Source organism: Oceanospirillum maris DSM 6286 (assembly GCF_000422865.1).
GTDB classification, from domain to species: Bacteria; Pseudomonadota; Gammaproteobacteria; order Pseudomonadales; family Halomonadaceae; genus Oceanospirillum; species Oceanospirillum maris.
In genome coordinates, this window is record NZ_AUGW01000014.1 from 1 (window position 1) to 20,655 (window position 20,655).

Consider the following 20,655-nt stretch of genomic DNA (forward strand, 5'->3'; position numbering starts at 1 on the left):
CGGATCATAAGCCGGACGGCCTTCAGCATCGTTTTTGTAGGGCTGGTGAAACGCGGACAGATCCAGCTTGTCAGAAACGAGGTAGTGGAGAGCATGCTCAAAAGTACCGGGCTGCAACTGATCCAGGTAATTAATGACCACCATCGACGTTTGGTTGTAGTCGTAGTGCTTAAATCGAGCCATCACCGCCTCCTGCGTTTCAAAACCCGATCAGATCATAGTTCGGGAGGTTTTTCTACAGCCTGAACGCCGCATTAAGCGGACTAAAATTGTTGGTTATAATGTGAAGCGAAGCGGAACCTAACCAACTGTTTTAGTTCCGTTTAAATGCCTTGTTACATGCTTTATAAACCAAGCTTATTTTCCATTGAAAGTACGTAAGAATATGGATTAGTCCTTAGATTTCTTCTTTCTTGCATATACATCAGACTTCGAACACCGATAGACACTCCAGTCCCAGCCAAAATAGCAGTAGTACTTAGATCACTAGCTAAAGTAGTACCCAATACTGATGCCATACCACTTATTGTAAAATCACTTAATACGTAATTTATTTTAGCTCCCTTTAGTTGAGATTTTAAGCATTTTATCTGAGGTTTTACTTTATCAGAATATGCAATTTTAACTTGCTGTCTTAGTGCTCGAATATCATCTACTTGATCGCAGCTAAGAACTGACTGAGTAATATCTTGCAGAGCACCACGAAAAGCGGCTAGCTCATCAGAATGATCCATTCTAAATTTCAAAAGTTTATCTATGGAAACAGAGGTGGGGATATAAACACTTTGAATTGCAAGTTCAGCTAACATTCCATCAACGAGATGTTGTGGCTCAGCTCTAAAAGGCCTAAACCTGTTTTCTCTTTCTTGAGCAAAATAGAATATGTCTTCGCCGCATGAAGGACATTCACCAGTACTCTTAATAGACTCTTGAGTAAATCTATCAAATATTTCTCTACATCTAGGACATTTTATAAATGTCCTATTTTTATTACTAGAATAGCCATCAATAGACAACTTTGTATTAAATTGATTATAAATTTGAGAGTCAGCTACCGTGGAAAGGTTGTTGTGTTTTGCAATCCTATTAGCTAATGCGGACATGTAATACGAGGAGAATTTGCTTTCCATACCCATAAAGCCGTCATCATCTACTCTAGCAGCCCCTATGGTTTTCATTAAATGGTGACTCATTTTACTTGAGTGAATTCGACTGTTACCTAAGCCAAGGCTCCGTTGGAGTTGATGTGAAAACTTACTTGGATGAATCCTTGAGTACTCATCACCAGCGGTAAGAATACGCATCCCTTCTGGCGAAGATAAGTACTGCAATGCTATATCAGACGCTTCTATTACTTCTCTTGATGAGGGATTTACTTCAAATGGTTTTAATATCCTTTCTTGCTCAAGTAGGGTTGCTACTGGATTATGGTATGGAGAACTCATGCTATGGGGAACGATTGTATTAATTTCGTCCCAATACAATATTGCTGTTTTAACCCATGAGTCATTATGAATATCTATCCACGGGTAGTATAAAGTTTTATTGAACATCTGGATGACCTTCCATTGGCATGTAACATTTTAATCATAGGCATGCGCGTTTTGCCGATTTCAATATACCGCCAAAAATTGAGGAAAGACTCTGATTAGAAAGGAAAATTCCGTTTTCTGATCTGGCTGCTTCCCTGCTAAACGCGCATGCGCATATACGTCAATAACCGTGCGCCTGTTATTCCCGCGCCCGTTCCTATAATTCATTGAATTTACAGCTTATCCAATCTCGCCGCACCAGTAAACCGAGCATTAAGTCGGAGAAAACGAGCGTGGTTTTCTATAAAGCCCAAAATATACTGTGTATATGGTGGGGTTAATTTATGTGGAAAACCACAGTAGTTGTCAGGTTAGTTTTCACCAATAATACACTTTCATTCTAATAAAAATTATTGCTAAGGCGTGTTGTCATGTTGAAACGACTTCCAGTACTGATGTTCGGGGCGCTGCTCGCGTCGCCCTCGGCTTTTGCTCAGGATATGCCGCCAACGGCTGCGGTTTGTTCTGGGTGTCATGGTCAGAATGGTTGGGGTCTAGCTAATGTAGCTCCTATGTTGGCTGGTCTGGATGCTGGCTATCTGAGCCAGCAGATTGATCTGTTCCTAACCGGAAAACGAAAAGACCCGATTATGACGGCGATGTCCGCTACGGTCAGTGATCCTGCGATCCGCAAACAGGTCTCAGAGTATTATGCTAGCCTGCCTGCACCTAAGGTGGCAAAACCGGAGCAGCGCGGTGACCGTGTCAGTTTTACCTCTGCAGCCGAGAAGCTGGCTTATCAAGGGGATTGGGATAGAAATATCCCAGCCTGCGCTACCTGTCATGGCCCGTCGGGTGTTGGCGTGGATCACTTCCCTCGTCTTGCCGGTCAGCAGGAATATTATCTAGCGAAACAGCTCAATGACTGGAAACAGGGAAAACGCAGTGGTGATCCGCTGAATATGATGTCCCATATCGCCGTTCAGCTAACAACGGATGAAATCAAAGGCCTTGCGGGCTTTTTCTCAACCTTGCCAAGCGGGGGGCAGTAAACATGAAGACTATTCTTTCTTTACTCGCGATCAGTTTTGCCAGCAGCGTTTTTGCTGCCAATGAGCTGCCGGACCGTCAAACCGAGCTACCTGCGGTGAAAAAAGCGATGGATACCGATTATCTTCAACCTCGCTCGCTGGATCAGGTACCGGAGACCGAGTTCGGGAAAATGGTTAAGCTGGGTTACTCTTTGTTTGTCGATTCCCAGCAGATGCGCGGTGAGTTTGTCGGTAATGATCAGAACTGCGTTAACTGCCATATGCAAGCCGGTCAGAAAGCCAATGCCGCGCCTCTTTGGGCTGCTTACAGCGCCTATCCGGCTTACCGTAAGAAGAACGATAAGGTGAATAGCTATGCAGAGCGCATTCAGGGCTGCTTTACCTACTCAATGAACGGCGTACCACCGACTTATGACTCTGAGGAAATTAAGGCCTTGAGTGCCTATTCCTACTGGATGATGATGGGTGGCCTGATGGATAGGCATGGTATGAAAGGCCAAGCAGTGCCAGAAGTTAGTGCAAAACACCTACAGGCAGGCGCTAAAGGCGCGGATTTCCCGTTCCCAGATAAGATCACCAAGGCGTTTCCGGTTGAAGATCGTTCAAGTCTAAAAGGCCGTGGTTATCCCAAACTGGCCCAGCCTGAACAAACACCCTCAATAGAGCGTGGCTCTGACGTGTACAGCGCCTATTGCTCAACCTGTCACAGTGCTGACGGTCAAGGCATACGCGGTAACGACGGACGCTCTTATATTCCACCGTTATGGGGTGCTAGCGCCTATAACTGGGGCGCGGGTATGCACCGGATCAACACGGCTGCCTATTTTATCTATGAGAATATGCCTCTGGGTAAAAGCGCAACATTGACCAAACAGCAAGCTTGGGATGTAGCGGCTTATGTTAATAGCCATGAACGGCCTCAGGACCCACGCTTTAAAGGTGATCTACAGGAAAACCGTGATAAGTATCATAACCACCAAGGTTACTACGGACAGGAAACTAACGGTAAACTTCTGGGTAAGGACAGTTATCCGTCAGCGACGGTAGACGGCCAATAACCCTAGACGATGCCACCTGAGACGGTGGCATTTTTTTATCGTCCATTATGCAGGCAAGATCTACGATTACAGATTTTTGTTTATCCTCCCATAACGAAACGCTAGCTCAGCGATGGTATTAGCATCAAGCTTTTTCATCAAACTAGCGCGATGCACCTCTACCGTGCGTACCGCTATACAAAGTTTATTAGCAATATGTAGGTTACGATAACCGCTGATCAGCAGTTTTAGAATATCCAACTCCCGAGCGGTTAAGGACTCAAAGGCGACCTGCAACTGTTGTTTCTGTCTCTCGACCACAGAGCGCAGCAAAGCATCTTCAATAGCAGGAATCAGAGCCTCTGCCTGTACTGGCTTCTGGAAAAAGTGCGTGGCACCGGTCTGCAGAGCCTCTACAGCCATGGGCACATCACCGTAACCCGTCAGAAAAATGACCGATAACGGGCTACTCTGATCCAACAGACATTGCTGCAATTGCTGACCGTTCAGCCTAGGCATCCGGCTATCAAGAATAACGCAGCCGCTACTATTAAAATCAAGGGTATCCAGAAAGTTTATGCTATCTGTAAACGCTGATACGTTAAACTCATAATCCTCCAACATCACGGCTAAAGATTCACAGGCCGCTAAATCATCATCAACGATATAGACCGGCAGCTGTTTATCAAGGTGTTGCATTACGAAGTCCCTATTTTTTATTAGAATATTGTAGTGTTGCTGCATCTCGATTGGGCAGCTCAAGCATCACCGCACAACCATGGGGCACAGTATCCCTGATACGCAAAGTTCCACCATGCCTTTCGACAATATCCCTGCAAATGACCAGTCCTAGGCCTAAACCTTCCGGCTTGGTGGTTAGAAATGGCTTTGGATAGCCATCCAATTTTAATCCAGTGCCATTATCGGTAATACAGATCTGAACCGTCTCTGGCTGCTGTATCAAACGAATACTAATCTGTCCGGTATAAGCATGATTTTTGCTATCGCTTTGGCTGCCCTCTTGAGCATCTTTCTGGTAATCACAACAGGCATCAATCGCATTGCCTAGCAGGTTAACCACCACTTGTTGCAAACCGACCCGATCCACCGCTATCACGCAGTCAGACGCATCAGACTCAAACCGCCAGTGGATACTATGCTGTTTCAGCCCATGGGCCATAAGACCACAACAGTCAGCGATCAGCAGCTTCAGGTCACAACGCTGATAATCGATATTCGGCTGTTTAATCAGTTTACGTAGGCGCTGTATGATCTCATCAGTACGATCCAACTGCACAAACACCTGATCCAGAACTGAGAATATTTTATCAGGCGAGGCATTTTTCTTCAGGCGTAAGCGGGCACTTTCAGTAAAGTTGCGAATGGCACTCAAGGGTTGATTGATCTCATGGGCAATGGAGGAACCAAGCTCACCGACAATGGCGATACGCTGAGCGTGTTCCAGCTGGGATTGTTTCTCCGCTAGTTCCGTTAGGGTACGAGTCAAATCCACTTGACTGCGTTTAAAGCGAATCTGTAGCCAACAGTGATACATCCCCATCAAGAAAACCATCGCTAAAGCCACGAAAGCCCAATCCCTATGAACCTTCAACCAAAGCAAAGCCTGCTTCCAGAACGGCTGCATTAGCGGATGAAGATCTAGCGTTTCATACAGTCGGTCAACAGACAAATGGCTAACAGGCGTCGTCCAACCGCTGGCTCCAACGGCCTGAATAGCAAAGTGAGATGGTGGCAGCGCCAACAACGCCTGACCGATCTGCTTAGCCAATACAGGACTACCATGAGCCGTTTTGGCAATCGACCAGTTAGGGTATAGGTTCGTCGTCACCTGACAGGGGCCGTTGTTCGCAGCGTTCGCCCCAATCACCCGATACCCTTCAGGCGCTAACAAATCATCATGAATCATGGTCTCCAGTAAACAGACAGGTACAACTGCCGCAGCAACATCGTCATCCTGTAGCAGGTACAGACTGTCATCCACGGGATAGCCTAGAAAATGGGTATCGGCAAAAAAACGGTCGGGGTCTAGCCCTTGCTCAAGCAGGCTAAAATACAAGGTTAAATAGCCACCAAAAGCTTGTTCCGATACCGCCGCAATGGGCTGCTGATAGAGGTCGGAAAATGTCTTATATTTCGATGCCTGCTTTACCACCAACACAGAGCCAACACCGTGAGTCCCCATGTTTGGCTTCGTCAACGTTGCGATCCAAGACAGCTCAAACTGACGGCCCAGCTGTACCGCTTGACCGGGGTTGGTGATGATAAAATCCACCTTGCGCCGCTCTACTGCCTCCGCCATATTAACCAAGGTTAGCGGATGCAGCTTAAACGTCACACCATCAATCCGCTGACTAAGCCAATCAAAGGTCGGTTGCCATTTCTGGCGGGCGATCAAATCGCCTCTTGGAGCCAAAAGCCCGATATTAACCGTCTCATTAGCGACCGCTCCTACCGATGTCAGCGCCAATAATATCCATAGAAAAGATATAAAAACCAATCGGATAAGGCGCTTAAACAACAGAGAGGAAGAGGAAAAAAATAGCATGAGGGCTTCCAAAAGAGAGGGTGTCTAACCAAGGGCAGCGTGTAAAAACCGTAATAGGTTCTAAAACCCTCGATTTTATAGCCCTCGACCTGTCACTGAAAGCTCTATTGGCAGGATAAATGGAATAGCCCCCAAACACCTACTCACCTGCACGGTTTACCGCTATCCTTAACACTCTGTTTTTGATCTATTATCTTGATTTATTTGCATTACCATCTATTTTATCCGTTTCTATCCGCAGAGTGCTTTATCTATGATTCCCCCTGTTTCACCTGTTAGCCCAGAAGACTCCTCCAACTCAGATAAACAACTGATTCTTGAACAGGTGCCGGAGCTGGTACGTCAACTTCAATCTCAAGAATTGGCCCTGTTGTCCGCAGAGCCGGGGGCAGGTAAGACGACGCGGTTGCCCATTGCACTGATGCAGCATCCGGCATTCCAAGGGGGAAAAATCATAATGACGGCCCCTAGGCGAGTGGCGGCACAGGCGGCAGCCACTTATATGGCGGGGCTGATAGGTGAATACGTTGGGGAGCGTATCGGTTATCGGGTAAAGCAGGATCAGAAAATTAGCGCGCAAACCCGCTTAGAGTTGGTAACGTCAGGGGTATTACTGCGGATGCTGCAAACAGACCCAACACTGGAAGGCGTTAGCTTGGTTATTTTGGATGAATTCCACGAGCGCACGGTGGAAAGCGATCTGATTCTTGCTCTTTGTCGGCAGATGAATCTGCTTTATAGAGATGAGAACCCGACAGGGCTTTTGGTGATGTCCGCAACGTTAGCCCAAGAAGCCTTAGAAGCCGCGCTTAAGGTACCCATTTTATTTTGTGAAGGCCGCACCTACCCCCTTGAATATCATTACAGCCGAACCAGCTTTGCTCTATCGGATCGGGTTGATGCCACCATTGCCACCTGCCTTGAGATTCTAGAAAACCAAGACGGTGATCTGCTCTGTTTTCTACCCGGTGTTGGCGAGATCAATCGGGTTTATCAAGCATTAAGCCAGCCGTGTTTAAACGCAAAAGTCGACCTGCGCCAGCTTCACGGACAACAGAAATTAGCCGAGCAGCAAGCGGCGATTGCCCCCAGTGATAACGGCCAGCGCCGTTGCATACTCGCCACAGCGATCGCCGAAACCAGTTTAACCATTGAAGGTATCACCTTGGTGGTGGATTCCGGTTTAGCGCGGGAAGCCCGTTTTGATAAAGAAGCGGGAGTGGTGCGTTTACATACCCGATCGGTAACGCGGGCAGAAGCCAAGCAACGGGCAGGCCGTGCCGGTCGAACGCAAGCGGGTAGCGTGTTCCGCTGCTGGAGCCAAGACCAGCAAAGTACACTGGCATCTCAGCCGGAGCCGGAGATTAACCGACAGGATCTGAGTGAGCTGGCGTTGCAACTGGTGCAATGGGGTTCTGATAACCCCGATGAGTTTGATTGGGTGACACCGCCACCCAAAGCCCGCTGGCAAAGCGCTCTAAAACGACTGGAGCAATTGGATCTAATCTCTCGCCCCGCATCCCCTGGACTGAACACCCACGCGGGAGCCTATCAACTGACCGATCACGGCGCACTCTGTCGCCACTTGGTGCTATCCGCCCACTTAGCCCGAGGCTGGCTTGCCTTGCTAAAGGGGTCATCAGATGCGCCATTAAGTGATTCATTAACTACTTCACCCAACAGCCATTTAGCGGTTAATCGCCCAACGATAGAGGCTCTACAAGCCTGCGCTTTTGTCTTTAGTCTGCTGCAAGAGGGCGCACACCTACCTGAAAATGATTTATTCGCCGCCTGTGAACAGCTTATTAACGCCAAAGACAGTGCGAGTAAAGCCTTAACCCAGCGTATTAATTTAGGAGCTCAACGTCTTCTAAGGGATAGCCAACGTCTTAATCTGATTAAGACTAAAGAAACTGGATATAAGAACAGTCTCCCTTCATCAACATCATCAAGTTCCAACAGAGAAAATAGTGCCCATGGGAACACCGCAAAGAGCTTACTCTCACAGCTGGCTGATGCTAAGTTTTTGCAAAGCCTCAAAGCCAGTCTTTGCTTGGCTTACGCCGATAAAATCGGACTAAAAGCGACGAAAAGCAGTAAAACCACAGGCCAAACCGACGATCAAGCCGGTATTTATAAACTGAGCAATGGCCGCCAAGCACAGCTCAAAAGCCATCAAAAGCCTCTATTTTTAATTGCATTACATGCCCGTTCGTTTAGTCAAGATAGTCGAGAAACATTAACGCTTTGGCTAGAACTGGATAAAAATACAGTAAAGAATCAGTTAATGGATAAAATCCAACAGCAGCCCTTCTGTCACTGGCAGGACGATCGTTTAATTAACAGCGTACAAACCCGCTTAGGGGATTTAGTTCTAGATGAGAAGCAAGGTGAGAAACCCGATGATAGCGCGTTAATTCAGGCAGGGTGCCAGCGGGTTAAAGCACAGGGTTTAAGTTGCCTTCCTTGGCAAGATAGCGATAAACAGCTGCGCCAAAGATTGCAGTTTTTACATCAAAACAATAAAAAAGAAACATGGCCAGATTTCTCCGACCCCGCATTGCTCGCTAGCGTAAACGATTGGCTGGCACCTTTTCTTAATGGTGTAAAAAATCAAAAACTGTGGCAACAGTTGCCAATGAGCCAGTTGCTGAAAAGCCGCCTTAGTTGGAATCAGCAGCAAGCATTAAATCAACTTGTGCCAAGCCATATTAAAGTGGCATCGGGCCGGCAAGTCGCCATTGATTACAATCAAAATCCCCCTGTGGTGAGTACAAAACTACAGGAGATGTTTGGCACAGAAACCGTACCGGATATTGCCGGTGTTGCCGTTAGTATTCATCTGCTCTCACCGGCAGGCCGCCCCCTAGCGGTGACGTCTAACCTAGGAACGTTTTGGCGAGAAGTTTATCCAGAAGTGCGTAAAGAGATGCGCGGGCGTTATCCAAAGCATCCTTGGCCAGAAGACCCGCTAACCGCAGAAGCCACCCATAAAACCAAGCGACATTTAGCGCGTTAAAGCGATAGCCTCTGGTTCAAAGTGATAGCCACTGGTTCACCAGATATAAGCTGGCGGCAAGTAACCCTAGCGCAAAGACACCATAGAGTGGGCTTATCTCGCTCTGTTCTGGGCTAACGAGGTTCCAGCGATGGCTTTCCAACTGCACGTTAAGCTGATCGCCGCTATCGCTATGTTTTAATGCAACACGGTCATCGCTAGGGACTTGGGGTAATATCTGCCAAAAGTCTGCTCTAACGGCATATTCTGGCAACATATCTGCTAGGCCGTCGCAGGCCGAAATAGGCAGGCAGGCCTTGATGCGGATATCGTGACGGCGAGATGAATCCCCAGATTCTCCCGTTGATGTTTTTAGCGCCCCCATAAGCTGTGCTAAGGCTTTTTTGTCCCAAACAGCGGTATTGGCGTGGGTATCGTCTTCCGTTTCGTTGATGGCTTCAGCAACATAATGTACTGCGATCTCATCAATATCCTGTGCAATCTGCTCCTCTAGTAATACCGGCAACAATTTTTGCACATTTCGTTTTACCCCCTCTGGCACGTTAACCTGATGAAAGCTGACCAACTCTTGAGCTAAAAACAGGTATAGGTTGCTATGACGACTGTCGGCTTGAACCTGCTTTTTCTCTAACCAATGGTGAAAATCGATAAAATCACCACGTTCACTGGCGTGCTGGGGATTGCTGGCTAAATTAAACCATAGTAGAGGCTGGCCTTGGGTATCATTGGGGTGATAAACCACGGCAACATTTAACGACATAGCATAAAAGTCCTTCTGTACTGAAATCGATGGAGCATCATTAAAGGGCCTCTCCCCGCTGAAAGCGACTCTGTGCCACGGGCTGAAAACGACGCTGCAAAATATGAATAACTCCTGTATCTAAATCACGCTCCAACCAAGTGGTTAATCCAAAACGCTGATCTTGCCAATCAATTTGGGTGCTCACCATAAAAAACCGACTACGTAAGGTCAATAATGCGGCTAAGTTCGGGTCAAGGGCACGTTCAGATAAGAACTCACTCACCGAAACCACAGGGGTATATTCTATTCCTGTTAAGAGCTGCTTCGCCTGCTCTGGGCTGGTTGCTAATAATGCGGCTAACGCCTCGGGATTAGTCGCATTAATATTCAGCGTTGTGTTTCCAGGTAAAGCCACCACCTGCTCGCTAAACCGGTAGAGCTCTTCTTGACTGGCTCCGTTTAATAGAACCAGTTCATCGGTGTCGAGCAACAACTGGTTAGCGCTCCGGTAAGGCGGTGCTTTTAGCAGATAGTCATTGTCTTCAGAACCGGTTAACCCGGTTGGAATCGTATTGCTGTCGATCCAATCCAGGGTCTGATCCGCTAATCCCTCCGGTAGCTGTTGAGCTGCCAGTAAGCGGCGCAAGCCAGAAATATAAACGGCATCAAGCTGTCCGCTTTCTGCTTTTAAAAGGTTGTTCAGATTAAAGAAACCATCAAGGGGTAAAATTCGTAACCGAATTTGATCCTGCTCAGTCGTGCCCATATCAGCATCTAAGGGAAACAGATCCAACTGCCCCCAAGATTCTGAAGGATGATCATAGGCTTGATCGCCAGCGGACTGATCCTGTCGCCAGTCCTCTTTTAACAGGGCAATTGCGTAGCTTTCCGCCCCCAAGCCATAGGCTTCTAGCTGTTTTTGCTGCTGATATAGACTGGCTTGCTCTGCCTGTAAACTGCCTTGACTCATCATTCGTGTGGCCAGTACCGCTGCGATAGCAAAAATCAGTAACACACTGATTAAGGCTACGCCGGACTGTTTATGTAAAGAGGCTACGCGGGGTGATTTTTTGAGGGGGACAGAAACACCGTTAACATGAGCCTTAGAAATACGAACCTTAGAAATAACACGAAAAAACATTATCAAATGCCCTCCCGTGAAAAAATCCGCCGTACCTGTCCATAACTTTTTAGGGTAAAACTAATATCAACTCCCCTAGGTAGGGCAAGGAAATCGATCTGTCCCTGCTGATTTTCCACCGGCCAGAAGTCTTGCCACTGGCTTTCCGTCGTAATGCCTGCTCCTGTTCCCTGTTCAGTCATACCGAGAAGACGCACATTAAAGTGACTCACATGATTGAGTAGCAACTGTACTTGAGGCTTACTATCCTGCGCTCGATCCAGTACCGGCCAGATCAGACGCTGTAATTGATCGTTTTCCAGACGATAGGCGATACGCTGCTTAACACCAGTGCTGGCATTTCCTTGATCAGCCATAAACCACCCACCACTACGGGTAAACTCTAACGGTAGGCCACCGCGATAATGGGCGCTAAAGGCCGGTAGCGGATCACCCAGCTCATCGCGAATAGATCGACGGCTTAGGTGCTTTATATCCTGCTCAATAATGCTGACCGCTTTTTGTAGCTGGCTAAAGGAGGTAGAGCGTTCGCGGGTATGTTCGTAGGTACCGATGACACTATTCAATAATTGATAACCGGCCAGCCCGATAAATGCGAAAATCGCGACTGCAATCAACAACTCAAGCAGCGTAAAGCCGGCTTGAGCCTTTGAGTGTTCTTGAACCATAATGAGCTTTTTCTGACCCATAGATTACTGCTCACTTCGCATAAAAGTTGTCAGCTGAGCAAGGGCATAAGTGCCTTGGTTTAGCTGTCCCTCTTCATGGGCGAAGACTTTGATATCCACTCGAACCAAAAAAGGTGAATCTGTTGCCTTGACGTCAGATGTCAGCAAAAAGCGTCGTCCTGCTAGCTGTGCCTCTACACGCCCCTCACCAATCTCTGGAGCAACGCCCACCAATCTAAGCTCATTAATCCAGTTCTGAGCGGCCCAATTCGCCACTACGTTCTGCTCCAACTGGGCACTCTGGCGTAAATAACCACTGCTGGCGGTTAAAAGACCAGCGGATGCAATCGCTAAAATAGCTAAAGCGATCATCACTTCAAGTAGCGTAAAGCCCTTTTGAGTCGCCAGACGCTCACGCTGATGCCGTAGATGCTTATCGAAGCAGCTCATCTACTGAATAAGCTCCGCATAGTCAGCATTAAGCCGGTAGTCCAAAGCGATCGTACGCTTGGATTGATCCACTTGAACCTGACTCAACTGGCTAAAGCGACTAAACAACACTAAAAATGCTTGGGCTTGGCGCGCGTCGCTATAACGGAGTTGTAATTGGCTTGGCTGTTTAGGGTTATTACTGGCTTTATGCAAAATCAAGCTAAGCCGATACTGAGGTAATTCCATTTTCAACCAAAGATCAACCGGCATAGGGTCGATCATGCCAAATCGATTTAGGCGATCATAGGCGGCCAGCTGAGCACGTTCAATACGCTCCTCTTGGCTGGTCTGCCACTGCTGCTTTGCCTTAACTTTTTCAATAACAGGTTGCCACAGGAACAGATAAAACAGCGCTAAAACCAGCACCGCAATCAGTATTTTTAGCGCGCTTCGATCCCGTGCAGGCAGGGCGGCCCACTGGCTTTTTATGCGCGGGGGAATGGCCGCAGAAAGCTGTTGCTGCTGCGTTATGATCATCTGAGAAAGCTTACGGTTTATCTCTATCGGCATCTCGAATTGCATCCTGTTTGTTCTGCAGCCACTTAGTCTTCTCTTCACCTATTAATTAACCCTATTCACCTTATTCACCCACTCACCTATTCACTCACCCACTCACCTATTCACCTATTCATCACCTATTTCCGTACTTAATGCGTAGTCGGGAATGGACAGGCCATCACTGGTCAGCGTGACGACACGGCTGGGTAAGTCAACTAGATAGAAGCGGATCGTAAACCCAGCCGTCACTCCAGAAGCTGGGATCAAGAGTTCAGAGGCATCACCTTCTCTTTCCTCGCTGTCGCCCTCTCTCCGCCCTGAACCAAACGCCAACTTAAGTTGAAATTTAAACTCACGCTCTGGCTTGTAGTCCCGGAGGGCGCTAGCCTCCGGCGGTTGCCAGCGGCCTTCTGGCTGTCGTACCAATAGGTACAAAGGTAAGCCAGCACTCACTTGCGCGCCATTCTCGACGGATTCAGGGTCATCTTGATAGTTCGGCATAAACTGCTCAAACCGATAACCCTGCTCTGTTACCGTCAATTTTAGCGGCAAACCCTGTTCCGCCGCCGCTTGCTGGGCCAAGAGAAAGACACTGCGCAGACGCTCCGCCTCCGCTAATAACGTTCGCTGATCAGAGTGGCCGCCTCGCAGTGCGACGGTCGTGGTCAGTAAAATCCCAATAATAACCACGACCACTAGGATCTCGATTAGGGTAAAACCGGCTTGAGCCGGTGCTATCTTAGGGCGTATTGCCGTAGGCAAGGCTATTTATCCCAATTGCCAATATCTGCATCAGTACCTTCACCGCCTTCAACCCCATCAGCCCCTAAAGAATAGAGGTCAAAGTGACGACTTTTCTCTCCTGGACGTTGATAGATATAAGGGTTTCCCCAAGGGTCTTCTGGCATTTGTGGTAAGTAACCGTCAGGGTTCCAGTTTTTAGCACTGGCTGGTTTTTCCACTAAGGCTTTTAAGCCTTCACTGGCATTGGGATAGCGGAAGTTATCCAGCTTATACATATCTAAGGCATTACTGATGGAGCGAATATCATTTTTCGCTACGGTAACGCGAGCTTCATCTGGGCGGCCTAAAATAGACGGTGCAACTAACGCGCCCAAAATACCCAGAATAACCACGACAACCATAATTTCGATCAGCGTAAAACCACGCTGATGAACTAAGGGCTTATGTGCCTGTTTAGTCTGTTCCCTGCTTTTAATCTGCTGATTCATCATGACTCCTTAACCAATTAACTGATTCATATTTAAAATAGGTAATAAAATAGCCAATACGATGGTCAGTACGACGCCTCCCATCGCAATCAAAACCACAGGCTCAAACAAGCCAACAACCGTAGCGACTATCGCCTCTAGGGTTTTCTGCTGTTGCTTGGCCGCTCGATCGAGCATGTTATCCAGCTCACCACTACGTTCACCACTGGCGATCATATACATCATCATCGGCGGAAAACGCCCGCTTTGCTCTAAAGCTTTAAACAATGATCGCCCTTCTTTTACCGAGGTTGCAATCTGCTGAACCTGCTGGCGCATAAAGTGATTGGGCATCACGGCGGCGGCAATCGTAAGCCCTTCTACTAGAGGCACACCGCTGCGGGATAAGATGCTTAAGGTTCCAGCAAAACGAGAGGCATTAATACCTCGGCTGATTTTTCGGGTAAGGCGAAAATCCGTCAACCAACGGTCTACGTTCAAGCGAAATGCCGGTTTACGGTAAGCGGAAGAGAATGCCAAAAATCCAAGGCCCAGCAGTATCAGAAGATGTATTCCATACTGGTTTAAAAAGTCACTCACCGCGATTAAGCCTGCGGTTAACGGTGGTAGATCGTTACCGGTGCGAGTAAAGACTTTCACCACATCCGGCACCACCACCGCCAGCAAGAAGCTAACGATGGCAATAGACGCAACGGTTAACAACCCCGGATATAGTAGCGCTAACTGGATTTTCTGCCGAGCGTGTTCCCGTTGTTCGGTATAATCCGCCAGCTCATTAAGTACCAGATCAAGATGGCCCGCGTGCTCACCCGCTGCAACCGTTGAGCGAAACATCTCAGGAAAAGCATTGGGAAAATCCGCCATACCATCAGCCAGTGTATGCCCTTCCAATACCTTAGAGCGCACACCTAACAGCAGGCTTTTTACTTTGGGGCGTTCTGACTGAGCGGCCACCGCGTGCAGTACTTCTTCAAGGGGCATTGCCGCCTGAACCAACGTCGCCATCTGGCGGGTACAAAGTGCCAACTCTTTGACTGACATTCCGGGGCCAGACAGAAAACGGTTTGGCTTATCTCTAGACTCAGCAACCAGATCAACGGATACCGCAATTAGGTCTTTATCCCTCAGCAACTGACGAATATGGCGCGGACTTTCGCCTTCCATAACCCCTCTTTTTTTAGCGCCAGATGCCGTTACGGCCTGATAATTAAAGGCTGCCATAGGCCATTACTCCATTAATATCGCTGCCAATCATGGCCATATATTCGCTATCAATCATCTCGTGTCACACGAAGCACTTCTTCAACCGTGGTGATACCCGCAAGTACAAGTCGTAGGCCATCTTGTCGAATCGTTTGATAAGCGTTGCCACCTTGGGCTATCCCGTGGCGTAAATACTGATCAATTTCCTGTTCGCCAGACTGTTGATGGATTAAGCGACGTACGCCATCATCAACCGGTAGCAGCTCATAAATCCCCGTTCGGCCACGGTAGCCCTGCTGATTGCAGTGATCACAACCATCGGCATGGTAAAGCGTTACGTCGTGATCTACGGGCAGATCTAACAGTTGGCGTTCCGCTTGATCTGGTTGATAGGGCTTACGACATTCAGGACAGAGCACTCGAACCAAGCGCTGAGCCAGCACACCTAATAGGCTAGAGGCCAGCAGAAAAGGTTCAATCCCCATATCCTGTAGCCGTGTGACAGCACCGGCAGCGGTATTGGTATGCAGCGTAGAGAGCACCAAGTGACCGGTTAAACTGGCCTGCACAGCAATTTCTGCGGTTTCGATATCTCGAATTTCACCCACCATCACCACATCAGGATCTTGGCGTAACATCGCCCTAAGGCCACGGGCAAATGTCATATCAACCTTGGGATTGACCTGCGTTTGGCCGATCCCTTCAAGGTTGTACTCGATAGGGTCTTCCACCGTCATAATATTGCGACTGCTATCATTTAATGCCGAAAGAGAGGCGTAAAGCGTGGTGGTTTTACCGGAACCCGTCGGGCCTGTTACCAGGAGAATACCGTGGGGCTTAGCCAGTAGTTGCCTTAACCCTTCGTGGATCTGTTCAGCCATACCCAGTTGGGCCAGATCCATGCGTCCGGCATTTTTATCAAGGATACGCAGTACAACACGCTCACCATTACTGGAAGGTAGCGTTGAAACCCGAACATCCACTTCTCGCCCGCCTAAACGCAGAGAGATACGGCCATCCTGCGGCACCCGTTTTTCAGCGATATCCAACTTTGCCATCACCTTAATACGAGAAGTCAGCAAAGGCGCAAGGGCACGCTTAGGCTCTACCACTGGCCGTAAAACACCGTCCACACGAAAACGTACCAATAGGCGCTTCTCAAAGGTTTCGATATGAATATCAGAAACACCTTCACGAATCGCTTCCTGCAATAGGCCGTTGATTAAGCGGATGATGGGCGCATCATCCTGTTGATCTAACAGATCTTCGGTTTCAGAGACAGAATCCGCAAGACTGGCCAGATCCATCTGATCACCAATTCCCTGTACCATTTGTAAGGTTTCAGAGGAATCCGATTGATAATGCCGAGTGAGCTGATGTTCAAATTCGGTTGGTGACAGTATTTGCAAGGTAGAAACGGGGCCACAAAAACGCACCGCCTCGCCAAGGGCAGCACGGTTTAGTGGCTCTCGGGCAATGGCGATTAAGCGTTCAGATGGCTGATCCGATGACACATTAGCAGGCATAACTAAGATGCCCTGTTTCTTGGCAAAGGTGAACGGCAATATTCGCCTTTCCATAAAAGGAGCCGCTATATAAGGCGCGGGCGCATCAGAAACCATGCTAGTCTGTTCCATTGTCAAAACGCGTTCCACCATCAAATAGCTGCTCAACACGCCCTGAAGGTTGAGCCCCTGCTTTATCAGAGTCTTTATCACGACTTGAATGACTGCTTAAGCCGCCGTTACGAGCCTCAACCTGATAGATTCCTTGGTATTTGGCATTCGCGATCGCTTTCAAGCGATTGCCATCACGAATGATTTTCGGCCGCAGGAATACCAGAAGATTACGTTTGGTTTTTGTAATCTGAGTGCTACGAAACAATACGCCAAGTAAAGGAATATCACCCAGCAAAGGAACCTTGCTCACCGACTCTTGCACATCATCTTGTATCAAACCACCTAATACAATGGTCTCGCCATCGGAGACCAAAATCGTGGTATCAATCGAGCGCTTATTGGTAATACGGTCAGCGGAGCCGGTGGCTAAAGGATTGTCCGAAGGCACCAAGGAGGATACTTCTTGGTGTACTTTTAAGCGCACACTACCGTCATCATTAATCTGAGGTTTTACTTTTAACGTTACCCCAACGTCTTCTCGGCTGATCGTCGTAAAGGGGTTGGTGGTGGTAGAACTGGTGGTGGTGCCCGTTAAAAAAGGAACGTTTTGACCAACCACAAATTCCGCTTCTTCGTTATCCAGCGTCATTACGCTAGGGGTTGAAAGCAGATTCGCATTAGAAGCGGTGATTAAAGCTTGAACCAACAGACCAATATCATTGCCACCGGCACTGATAGCGCCCCCTAAGAAAGCACCATTGATCTTACCCACGGAAGCCGCCCCACCTGTGGTCGCAGCATCAGCAATAGCTGAACCCGCTGAAACCCCAGCGTTGCCAAAACTTGTGCCACCCACGGGGCCATTTTCAAAATCCCCCACCAGCCACTGCACACCAAGCTGTTCACCGTTACTGCCACTCACTTCAACAATAACTGCCTCGATAAGCACCTGTGCCCGACGCACATCTAATTGAGAAACAAGGTTCTTTACCTCGGACATCACCGCAGGCTCTGCGCGAATCACCAGAGCATTAAGGGATTCATCCGCTTGAAACTGTGCTTTTTCTGTTGGTACACCCTTGGCATTGGCAGGCTCGGAATCATTAATCAATTTAGTCAGCAGATCCGCCACCTTAACGGCTTCTGCGTAATTTAGTTGAATAACCTGGGTCACGCCTTTATTTTCGAAGGGCTGATCAAGCTTGGTAATCAGCCGTTTAATACGATCTCGATCCTGGTCGCTACCTTTCAGAATTAAGCGATTAGAGCGTTCATCGGCAACAATAGTAAAGCGTCCCGCTTGCCCTTTGGCTGAACGGCCTGATTGCGGTGGTACTAGCTCTTCAATTAACGTCGCTAAATCACCAACCCAAGCATAATTAAGGTTGATGACTTCAATTTGCTCATCTTTACCACCATCAATGCTCTCGATAATCTCTTTTAAGCGTGCAATATTGGCTGCATGGTCGGAGATAATCAGCGCATTAGAAGACTGCACTCCCGCCAAATGCCCATATTGAGGTACCAAAGGCCTTAGCACAGGGACGACTTCTGCAACCGTAGCTGATTTTAGCTGAATCACCTCAGTAATAAAGTTGTCACCGGTACGGGATCGAGATCGAGAACCTTCCTGCTTACTGGTTGCATTAGGGATAATCTTAACAGCGCCATCCGCTGTTTCTACGGCCACAAAACCATGAACATTCAGTACCGAGAGAAAGAGCTGATAAATAGCACTATCGCTCATAGAGGCACGGGAAATAACGGTCACTCGGCCCTTAACACGGGGATCGACAATAAAGCTTTTGCCTGTAATATCAGCAATTTGACCGATAAACGCTTCGATCTCTGCATCTTGGATATTCACTTTCCATTGTCCTGCAGAAAAGGCAGGCAGTGGCAACAAAAGCAGACCTATTAGAATAATTTTTTTAATCACCGAAACTCCGTGTCTCTTGTTGGCATTAACTCTGTGATGATGGTTATTAACGATCCGCGAATCATTAAAAATGATAGCGAAAACGTATCTCGCAAAAATATAACAATATTAACGACTTATCGGAAACGAAACTGCAAACTGCCGACTGCCTCGCTGAATCAACACTTCAACCTCTTTCTGCTGAGACAGCTGCCCTAAAAGCTGAGCATCATTTTGCGGACTACCGAGGGAATTACCATTGACCGATAAAATAACATCCCCCATCTCCAAGCCTGCCGAGGTTAATAGCGAAGCATAGGGACTGTTACCTACCTCATAACCACCGCCTGGGGCTGGACTCATACCGGCCTGCATCAAAAGTGCCTGCGGGTCTTCTTGGAATTTTTGCTGATACTTTCGCATAAACGCAGTGGAGTTTAAGCGACGAATATCAGCGCCAAGTTCAGTATCGGGCAAAGACTGTAGCTCTGGAGGCAAACCTTTACGTGGCGCAACGGCTCCAATTTGACGAGCGGGCTGCTGTCTTGGGGGAGCATTTACGGCAGGGGATAAGGTACCTTTGGTCCCCGGTTTTTTCTCTTTAAAATAGAGCGCTTCGGCATTACCGTCTCTATCTAATACCACATGATCCTCTTGCACAGAACTAAGGTGTATATTGCCCTCAACATTATCACCGACTTTATAGTAACGAGCAGTGCGGTTTAACGTCGCAATGATCGCGCCGGAGTCTTTATTTTCTGGGGCCACAAAAACCGCACTAAGCACCATTTTAAGCGGTGTTTTTGGCACAATAACCGCTCGGTCTGGTATATCTTGTCGAGTAAAAAGCCGGTCATAGGCCAGTGAGTTGGGTGTACTAACCGGCCGCTGACCAGCAATAAGCCAGTCCTCAATCTGCCTATTGGATAGTGTAACTGGGGCATTTTTTTGAAGACTGGTTGCGACCAAAGCACCGGCCTGCCAACCACAAACGCTCAGAATAACAGCGCCTAAGCCTGCTTTTAAAAACGGTGCAATGCGATTAAAAAAAGGCGCTACAAACGACTGCAACGGACTAAGATTAAGACTCAAAACAGCTTCTCCTTGTACTTAATCAAAGCCTGTTCGACGGGTTTTCTTGGTACCGGTAAGTCAGGAACTGCTTGTTTTAATCGACCAAAAACCGTGGCCGACAGCCATCCATCGGGGTTTAAACGAACATCAACCAAGGCCTTAGGCTGTTCAAGTGTTGTTACAATGGCGTTAATAACACCGTCCGCATCGGTTTTTGCCTTAAGCGCTAGCTGAGGATAACGAATTAACTGCGGCCTATCGGCTTTAGCCGGTTGAATAAAGTAAGTGTCACCGCCTTGCCAGATAACCGTCCCTTGCAGGAAACTAGGTCGAGCATTTTCAATTCGCCAGTCAAGCCGATTAATCGTAATATCACCGTCGATCCAGGCTTTATTGCGCTTTAACAGCGGATTAATCAATAATGGATTGATCGCTCCAGATAGCACCCCTTGACCTCCTGTTAACCCCGTTAACGTCACATTGGGAGATGCCAGCAACTGTAAGGATGTACCGGGGTACGTCATATTAACTGCCAACCAGTACCCTTGCTGCCAAAGCGCTGAAAAACCTAACCGCCAGCCAACTTTTAATTGAAGTGTTTGCTTCTGGTGCTGCAGATCCAGCACCGCTTCAGCATTCCAAATGCTACCGCTGATACTGGCCAGCCCTAACGCTTTCGGTAAACGCTCCGTTAGGCCGCTATAGCGCCACGCCAGCTCTGCAGGAAAATAGCAGATAAGCGCCAGCAAAAATGAGAGCGGCAGCAGCCACTTAACCAATGGCTTAGGAAAAAAAGCAGCCTGCTGGATAACATTCTGTTGACTACGATATTGACTCATAAAATCCTTCTAATAACAGGCGA

Annotated in this window: 18 protein-coding genes and 1 pseudogene; 3 read left to right on the forward strand and 16 right to left on the reverse strand. The window is 47.9% G+C overall.

Annotation, left to right across the window (positions count from 1 at the left end; translation table 11 throughout):
* A pseudogene (locus tag G517_RS0106375) lies at positions 1-183 on the reverse strand (IS1182 family transposase); the annotation flags it as partial.
* A gap of 161 nt (positions 184-344) precedes the next feature.
* The gene (locus G517_RS0106380) at positions 345-1,553 is read right to left on the reverse strand and encodes a DUF6236 family protein (RefSeq protein WP_028303716.1); all 1,209 of its coding nucleotides are present in this window, start codon (positions 1,551-1,553) and stop codon (positions 345-347) included.
* A gap of 410 nt (positions 1,554-1,963) precedes the next feature.
* Here G517_RS0106380 and G517_RS0106385 point away from each other — a divergent pair, with 410 nt between their 5' ends.
* A complete protein-coding gene (locus tag G517_RS0106385; RefSeq protein WP_028303717.1) occupies positions 1,964-2,584 on the forward strand; it encodes a c-type cytochrome in 621 nt (206 codons plus the stop codon).
* Positions 2,585-2,586: 2 nt separating this feature from the next.
* Positions 2,587-3,642, forward strand: coding sequence for a c-type cytochrome (locus G517_RS0106390; protein ID WP_028303718.1), 1,056 nt, complete (start codon positions 2,587-2,589; stop codon positions 3,640-3,642).
* Positions 3,643-3,708: 66 nt separating this feature from the next.
* Here G517_RS0106390 and G517_RS0106395 read toward each other — a convergent pair whose 3' ends face one another.
* Together G517_RS0106395 and G517_RS0106400 are read right to left on the reverse strand one after the other, a co-directional pair.
* Entirely contained in the window at positions 3,709-4,320 is a 612-nt protein-coding gene (locus tag G517_RS0106395; RefSeq protein WP_028303719.1) for a response regulator transcription factor, read from the reverse strand.
* A 10-nt stretch (positions 4,321-4,330) separates the two neighbouring features.
* On the reverse strand, positions 4,331-6,109 hold the full coding sequence (locus tag G517_RS0106400) for a sensor histidine kinase (RefSeq protein ID WP_211224259.1): 1,779 nt from the start codon (positions 6,107-6,109) through the stop codon (positions 4,331-4,333).
* Positions 6,110-6,440: 331 nt separating this feature from the next.
* Between G517_RS0106400 and G517_RS0106405 the strand changes: the two genes are divergently transcribed.
* On the forward strand, positions 6,441-9,206 hold the full coding sequence (locus G517_RS0106405) for an ATP-dependent RNA helicase (RefSeq protein ID WP_028303721.1): 2,766 nt from the start codon (positions 6,441-6,443) through the stop codon (positions 9,204-9,206).
* Between the two features lie 16 nt (positions 9,207-9,222).
* Here G517_RS0106405 and G517_RS0106410 read toward each other — a convergent pair whose 3' ends face one another.
* From G517_RS0106410 to G517_RS0106465, 12 genes are all read right to left on the reverse strand, one after another.
* A complete protein-coding gene (locus tag G517_RS0106410) occupies positions 9,223-9,966 on the reverse strand; it encodes a type II secretion system protein GspL (protein ID WP_028303722.1) in 744 nt (247 codons plus the stop codon).
* A gap of 40 nt (positions 9,967-10,006) precedes the next feature.
* Positions 10,007-11,089 (reverse strand): type II secretion system minor pseudopilin GspK, encoded by a 1,083-nt coding sequence (gspK, locus tag G517_RS0106415; protein WP_028303723.1) that lies wholly within the window; start codon positions 11,087-11,089, stop codon positions 10,007-10,009.
* 2 nt (positions 11,090-11,091) lie between these two features.
* Positions 11,092-11,778 (reverse strand): type II secretion system minor pseudopilin GspJ, encoded by a 687-nt coding sequence (gspJ, locus tag G517_RS0106420; protein ID WP_028303724.1) that lies wholly within the window; start codon positions 11,776-11,778, stop codon positions 11,092-11,094.
* 3 nt (positions 11,779-11,781) lie between these two features.
* Complete coding sequence (gene gspI / locus G517_RS0106425; protein ID WP_051206171.1) at positions 11,782-12,207, reverse strand: type II secretion system minor pseudopilin GspI; 426 nt, start codon at positions 12,205-12,207, stop codon at positions 11,782-11,784.
* A complete protein-coding gene (gene gspM / locus G517_RS0106430; protein ID WP_028303726.1) occupies positions 12,208-12,759 on the reverse strand; it encodes a type II secretion system protein GspM in 552 nt (183 codons plus the stop codon).
* A gap of 114 nt (positions 12,760-12,873) precedes the next feature.
* On the reverse strand, positions 12,874-13,509 hold the full coding sequence (locus G517_RS20015; protein ID WP_051206172.1) for a prepilin-type N-terminal cleavage/methylation domain-containing protein: 636 nt from the start codon (positions 13,507-13,509) through the stop codon (positions 12,874-12,876).
* A 2-nt stretch (positions 13,510-13,511) separates the two neighbouring features.
* Positions 13,512-13,979, reverse strand: coding sequence for a type II secretion system major pseudopilin GspG (gspG, locus tag G517_RS0106440; protein WP_051206173.1), 468 nt, complete (start codon positions 13,977-13,979; stop codon positions 13,512-13,514).
* A 9-nt stretch (positions 13,980-13,988) separates the two neighbouring features.
* Positions 13,989-15,200 (reverse strand): type II secretion system inner membrane protein GspF, encoded by a 1,212-nt coding sequence (gene gspF / locus G517_RS0106445; RefSeq protein WP_028303728.1) that lies wholly within the window; start codon positions 15,198-15,200, stop codon positions 13,989-13,991.
* Positions 15,201-15,250: 50 nt separating this feature from the next.
* Positions 15,251-16,804 (reverse strand): type II secretion system ATPase GspE, encoded by a 1,554-nt coding sequence (gene gspE / locus G517_RS0106450; protein ID WP_051206174.1) that lies wholly within the window; start codon positions 16,802-16,804, stop codon positions 15,251-15,253.
* Position 16,805: 1 nt separating this feature from the next.
* Positions 16,806-18,740 carry a type II secretion system secretin GspD gene (gene gspD, locus G517_RS18065; protein ID WP_036590672.1) on the reverse strand — a complete coding sequence of 645 codons (1,935 nt, stop codon included), beginning with the start codon at positions 18,738-18,740 and terminating at the stop codon, positions 16,806-16,808.
* 108 nt (positions 18,741-18,848) lie between these two features.
* Positions 18,849-19,811, reverse strand: coding sequence for a type II secretion system protein N (locus G517_RS0106460; protein WP_028303730.1), 963 nt, complete (start codon positions 19,809-19,811; stop codon positions 18,849-18,851).
* The gene (locus G517_RS0106465) at positions 19,808-20,632 is read right to left on the reverse strand and encodes a hypothetical protein (RefSeq protein WP_028303731.1); all 825 of its coding nucleotides are present in this window, start codon (positions 20,630-20,632) and stop codon (positions 19,808-19,810) included. Before G517_RS0106465 ends, G517_RS0106460 begins: the two co-directional genes overlap by 4 nt.
* Between the last annotated feature and the right edge of the window lie 23 nt (positions 20,633-20,655).